Raw genomic sequence first — 5,559 nt, forward strand, 5'->3', positions numbered from 1 at the left:
GCCGCGGTTGCCGGAGTTCTGCCCACCGGCGCCCCGACCCCCGGACTCCCGAGTGCCGCCCGGGGTTCTCGCGCTTCCGGAAGACGACGGCTCGTCGTCGAGCCTCAAAGTCAGTGAGATCCGTTTCCGTTCCGGATCAGCTTCGAGCACCTTCACCCGGACCACCTGCCCGGATTTCACCACTTCTCGCGGGTCTGACACGAAGCGGTTGGCCAGCGCCGAAACGTGGACAAGTCCGTCCTGGTGAACACCCACGTCAACAAAGGCTCCAAAAGCGGCCACGTTCGTGACAGTCCCCTCCAGCACCATTCCGGGCCTAAGGTCGGAGATCTTCTCAATCCCCTCCGAGAAGGTCGCAGCGGCAAAGGCGGGCCGTGGATCGCGGCCGGGCTTATCCAACTCGGCCAGGATGTCCTGCACCGTGGGCAGCCCGAAAGTCCCGTCAACAAAGGTGCGCGGATCCAGGGACGACGCCGGTGCGGATCCCGCCGCCACCAGGATTTTGCGTGCCACCGCGTAGGCCTCCGGGTGGACACTCGACGCGTCCAGCGGTTCCGCTCCCCCGGTGATCCGCAGGAACCCGGCGCACTGCTCAAACGCCTTGGCACCAAGCCGCGGCACCTTCTTCAGTTCGCTGCGCTTGGCGAAGGGTCCGTGTTCGTTCCGGTACGCCACAATGTTTTCGCTCAGCAAGGGCCCGACGCCAGCCACCCGGCTCAGCAGCGCAGGCGAGGCCGTGTTCACGTCGACTCCCACCGCGTTCACGCAGTCCTCCACCACCGCGTCGAGGCTCCGGTCCAGCTTCGACGCCGTGACATCGTGCTGGTACTGCCCCACACCGATGGACTTCGGATCGATCTTCACCAGTTCGGCCAGCGGATCCTGGAGCCGCCGCGCGATGGACACCGCCCCGCGCAGGGACACGTCCATGCCGGGCAGCTCAGCGGCCGCCAGCGCAGACGCCGAATACACCGATGCGCCGGCCTCGGAGACCACAAGTTTCTGCGGTTTCTGCTCCGCTGCGGGCAACTGCTTGATCAGTTCGGCCGCGAGCTTGTCCGTTTCGCGGGACGCCGTGCCGTTGCCGATGGCCACCAACTCCACGTGGTGTTTCTGCGCGAGCCGGACCAGCGTGGCGAGCGCCTCGTCCCACTTCCGGGCGGGCGCGTGCGGGTAGACGGTGTCAGTGGCCACCACTTTGCCCGTTCCGTCCACCACGGCGACTTTCACCCCGGTCCGCAGGCCCGGATCCAAACCGAGGGTGGCCCGGTTACCGGCCGGCGCCGCGAGCAGGACGTCGCGCAGGTTGGCGGCAAAGACCCGGACGGCCTCGTCTTCGGCGGCCGTGAACATCCGGCCGCGAAGGTCTGCGGTGAGCCGCGCGAGCACCCGCGAGCGCCAGGCGAGCTGAGCGGTCTGCATCAGCCACGCGTCGGCGGGACGGCCACGGTCGGCAACCCCGAGGCACCTGGCCACCGCGGCCTCGTAGCGCGCACGCGCGGCGGCCAGGGCGTCGTCGTTAGTGGGGTCCGCTTCGGCGAGGTCCAGTTCAAGCACTCCGTCCTTCTCGCCGCGCAGCAACGCCAGTACGCGGTGTGAGGGCATCCCGGACGGAGCCTGGGCGAACTCGAAGTAGTCCGCGAACTTCTGCCCGTCGGATTCCTTGCCCTTCTTCACGCGCGACACCATCCGGCCCTGGGTCCAGAGCCGCTCACGCAGGGTGGCGGCAAGATCCGGATCCTGTGCAACGCGTTCCACCAGGATGGAGCGCGCACCGGCGAGCGCTGCGGCCGAATCGTCAATGGAGTGCTCCCGGTTCAGGTACTTGGCCGCCTCCCGTTCGGGATCGAGGTCCGGGCGCTTCAGCAGCGTCTCGGCGAGCGGCTCTAGCCCGGCCTCGCGGGCGATCTGGGCCTTGGTGCGCCGCTTGGACTTGAACGGCAGGTAGATATCCTCGAGCCGGGACTTGGTGTCCGCTGCAAGGATCGTCCTCTGCAGTTCCGGCGTCAGCTGGCCCTGGCCGGCGATCGCCTCAAGGACGGTACGACGGCGGTCCTCCAGTTCGCGGAGGTAACGAAGGCGCTCGTCGAGTTCGCGGAGCTGTGTGTCGTCCAGCGTCCCGGTGGCTTCCTTGCGGTAGCGGGCGACGAAAGGGACGGTGGACCCGCCGTCGAGCAGTTCCACTGCGGCCTTCACCTGCCAGGTCTGGACGCCAAGTTCAGCGGCAATCTGGGCATAAATTGCGTCGTCCGGCGTGATCGCGCCGGTCTGGGCAGGCGATGCGGGGGCAGAGGGACGCTGCGGAAGTTGAGTCACCTGAACATTTTGCCCTACTGCCCTGACGGTCTCCACCGGAGGGCTGGGGCTGGCGGCTCCAACCGTCACTCGGCCGGCTGACACTCGCCGCACCGCCGCAGCAGCGGAAACGGGTATTCCACTCCGGGCCGTGAAGTGCTGTAGTTGAGTTGCCGTCATCGGTAATCATTTCGAGGAAGAGGCCACCATGCGGGAACTACTCATCGTCTTTCAGGAAGGATTCGACGAGGCCAACATCACCGTACTGGTCAACGGCAAGGAGGTCCGCCGTGACGTCGGGGTCTCCACCAACCAGCTTCTGGGAGAAGCCTTCGAAACTTCAGTCGAACTGCCCGCGAAGGGTGCGCAGGTGGGCGTCGAAGTCACCAACCGGGGGCTCAAAGGCATCCTCAAAGTCAGCGGAAAACCCAAGAGCCTGCTCGTCTCAATCCAGGACGGCAAACTGGTCATGCGGGAAGGCACCGGCCGCGAAGCCTTCCTTTAAATCGCCTCTAGCGATAGTCCATTCGCTGGAGTATCCTGTCATCACCGCCGGGTTTTCTACGGACCTGGCGGGCCAACTTATAACTCAGCCAAAGAGCCGTCGGATGGCTAATTGGCACGGGCTGCCGGAACAGCACACCGAGCAGCCGACGACGGCGGCACCCCACCAGGTGCCGCCGTCGCCGTATGTTGCTGGCTGGACAGCAGTTGTCGCCGCGCAGACAGCCGCCGCAGTGACCCGGTTTAGCCGGAATACACGGGGTAATCGGTGTAGCCCTTGGCACCTTCGGCGTAGAACGTGGAAGGGTCGATGTCGTTCAGCGGGAGGCTTTCCTTCCAGCGGCGGGCCAGATCGGGGTTCGCCAGGGCCGGGCGCCCCACCACCACTGCATCCGCGTGGCCGTCAGCTACCAGTGCCAGGGCTTCCTCGCGGGTGGTGACCACGCCAAAGCCGCTGTTCACCAGGAACGGACCGGCGAAGCGAGTCCGGAGGTCCTGCACCAGCTCCCCGCTCGGGTCGTGGTGCAGGATGCTCAGGTAGGCCAGGTTCAGGGAAGCAATGCTGTCCACCAGGACCTCATAGGTGGCGCGGACATCAGCGGCGTCCGTCTCCGCGATGCCCTGGACACTGTGCTCGGGTGAGATCCGGATGCCCACGCGGTTTGACCCCAGGGCCGCCACCACGGCGTTGACAGTCTCGATCACAAAGCGTGCCCGGTTTTCCGGCGAGCCGCCATAGCTGTCCGAGCGGACGTTCGAGTTCGGGGCCAGGAACTCGTGCAGGAGGTAGCCGTTGGCTGAGTGCAGCTCCACGCCGTCGAAGCCGGCTTCGATCGCGTTGACGGCACCGGCGACGATCTCCTGCATCACGACGGACAGTTCCCCAGTGCTCAAGGCATGCGGCACAGGGAACGGCTGCTTGCCGGACGGCGTCCGGACTTCGCCGTCGATGGCGACCGCGCTCGGTCCTACGATGGTCCGGCCACCCGTGATGTCCTCGTGGGATACCCGGCCGCCGTGCATGATCTGGGCGAACATCCGGCCACCCTCGGCGTGGACGGCGTCGGTGACTTGCTTCCACCCGGCGATCTGCTCCGCGTTGACCAACCCGGGCTGGCCTGTGTACGAGCGTCCGGCAGGGCTCGGGTAGATGCCTTCGCTCACGATGAGCCCCAAGGATGCGCGCTGCCGGTAGTGCTCCGCTACCAGCGGGCCTGGAACGCCTTCTTCGCCGGTACGGATGCGGGTCAGCGGAGCCATCACCAGGCGGTTAGGCAGTTCAAGCTCGCCAAGGGTCAACGGGGAAAACAGCATGCGCGGTTCCTTTCGAAAATGAATTGGTACTGCTTGGCCCAACTGCCCGGCGCCTGCAACTATTCCGGATGAGACGCGGATCATGGTTCCGCCGCGGGACAAACGCGCTCCGATGCCGTTGTAGACATCCCACAAAACCGCCCCATGATCCCCGAACTAGCGTCGAAGAAGACCACGGAACCCCATCTAAGGACCATCATTGACGATGCAGGCAGCACGCCCGGACAGTTACACGATTCTCGAAACCGCCCGGACGCAGGTGCTCGAACAGGGCATTGGCCTGGCCGAAGACCAGCTGGTAGAGATTCTCAGCCTTCCGGACAGCGCCCTCCCTGCGACACTGCAACTGGCCCACGAGGTCCGCTTGAAACACTGCGGCGACGACGTCGAAGTGGAAGGCATCATCTCCATCAAGACCGGCGGCTGCCCGGAGGACTGCCACTTCTGCAGCCAGTCGGGCGTATTTGACAGCCCGGTGCGCGGTGTCTGGCTGGACATTCCCGAACTCGTCAAAGCGGCCAAGGAAACCGAAGCCACCGGCGCCACCGAATTCTGCATTGTGGCCGCCGTCAGGGGTCCCGACATCAAGCTGATGAACCAGATCAAGTTCGCCATCGACCGCATTAAGGAGGAAGTGGACATCAACATCGCCTGCTCCCTGGGCATGCTCACGCAGCGGCAGGTGGACCAGCTCGCCGGTTGGGGCGTCCACCGCTACAACCACAACCTGGAAACGGCCCGCAGCTTTTTTCCGCAGGTGGTCACCACCCACAGCTACGAGGAGCGCCTGGAAACCTGCGCCATGGTCAAGGACGCAGGGATGGAACTGTGTTGCGGTGCCTTGATCGGCATGGGCGAGTCCTTGGAACAACGCGGAACTGGCCGCGCAACTGGCGGCCCTGGAACCGCACGAGGTCCCGCTGAACTTCCTCAACCCCCGGCCGGGAACCCCCTTGGAAAACCAGGGCATCATGGACGGCAAGGACGCCCTTCGAGCCATCGCGGCCTTCCGCCTGGCCATGCCCCGCACGGTGCTCCGCTACGCCGGCGGCCGCGAACTGACCCTCGGGGACCTGGGCACCCGTGAGGGTCTCCTAGGCGGTATCAACGCTGTCATCGTGGGCAATTACCTCACCACACTGGGCCGGCCGGCCACTGCGGACCTGAACCTCCTGGTGGAACTCAACATGCCCATCAAAGAACTCCAAAAGACCCTGTGACAGCAGCATCAGCCACAAATGTTCCTGCCGGCGCGGTGGCTCCAGCGCTCGTAGCGGCACCTGCCCGCGCCGTGGCTCCAGCGCTCGTAGCGGCACCTGCCCGCGCCGTGGCTCCAGCACTCGTAGCGGCACCTGCCGGCGCCTCCTTTTGCGGGCACTGCGGCCGGGCGTCCGACGGCGGGACGTCCGACGGCGGTGCGTCCGACGGCGGTGCGTCCGACGGCGG

4 protein-coding genes and 1 pseudogene are annotated in these 5,559 nt (G+C 65.8%); 3 read left to right on the plus strand and 2 right to left on the minus strand.

What is annotated here, in order from left to right; all coding sequences use genetic code 11:
* The coding region (locus DBR22_RS22260) for a Tex family protein (RefSeq protein ID WP_258229397.1) at nucleotides 1-2,316 on the minus strand (2,316 nt) is incomplete at its 3' end.
* Between the two features lie 187 nt (nucleotides 2,317-2,503).
* Between DBR22_RS22260 and DBR22_RS22265 the strand changes: the two genes are divergently transcribed.
* Entirely contained in the window at nucleotides 2,504-2,800 is a 297-nt protein-coding gene (locus tag DBR22_RS22265) for a hypothetical protein (RefSeq protein ID WP_108600771.1), read from the plus strand.
* 242 nt (nucleotides 2,801-3,042) lie between these two features.
* Here DBR22_RS22265 and DBR22_RS22270 read toward each other — a convergent pair whose 3' ends face one another.
* A complete protein-coding gene (locus DBR22_RS22270; RefSeq protein WP_108600772.1) occupies nucleotides 3,043-4,113 on the minus strand; it encodes an alkene reductase in 1,071 nt (356 codons plus the stop codon).
* Between the two features lie 205 nt (nucleotides 4,114-4,318).
* Between DBR22_RS22270 and bioB the strand changes: the two are divergent.
* Nucleotides 4,319-5,333, plus strand: a pseudogene (gene bioB / locus DBR22_RS22275) (biotin synthase BioB).
* Nucleotides 5,330-5,559, plus strand: a 230-nt coding sequence (locus DBR22_RS25040; RefSeq protein ID WP_258229398.1) for a hypothetical protein, incomplete at its 3' end; no start/stop codon positions are given. The pseudogene bioB and the gene DBR22_RS25040, both read left to right, overlap by 4 nt.

This window comes from Arthrobacter sp. HMWF013, assembly GCF_003061105.1.
Classification (GTDB): domain Bacteria; phylum Actinomycetota; class Actinomycetes; order Actinomycetales; family Micrococcaceae; genus Arthrobacter.

Excerpts from the sequence above, each read along its gene's own strand:
- DBR22_RS22270 (WP_108600772.1), bottom strand. The coding sequence starts at position 4,113 with ATGCTGTTTTCCCCGTTGACCCTTGGCGAGCTTGAACTGCCTAACCGC.
- DBR22_RS22265 (WP_108600771.1), top strand. The coding sequence starts at position 2,504 with ATGCGGGAACTACTCATCGTCTTTCAGGAAGGATTCGACGAGGCCAAC.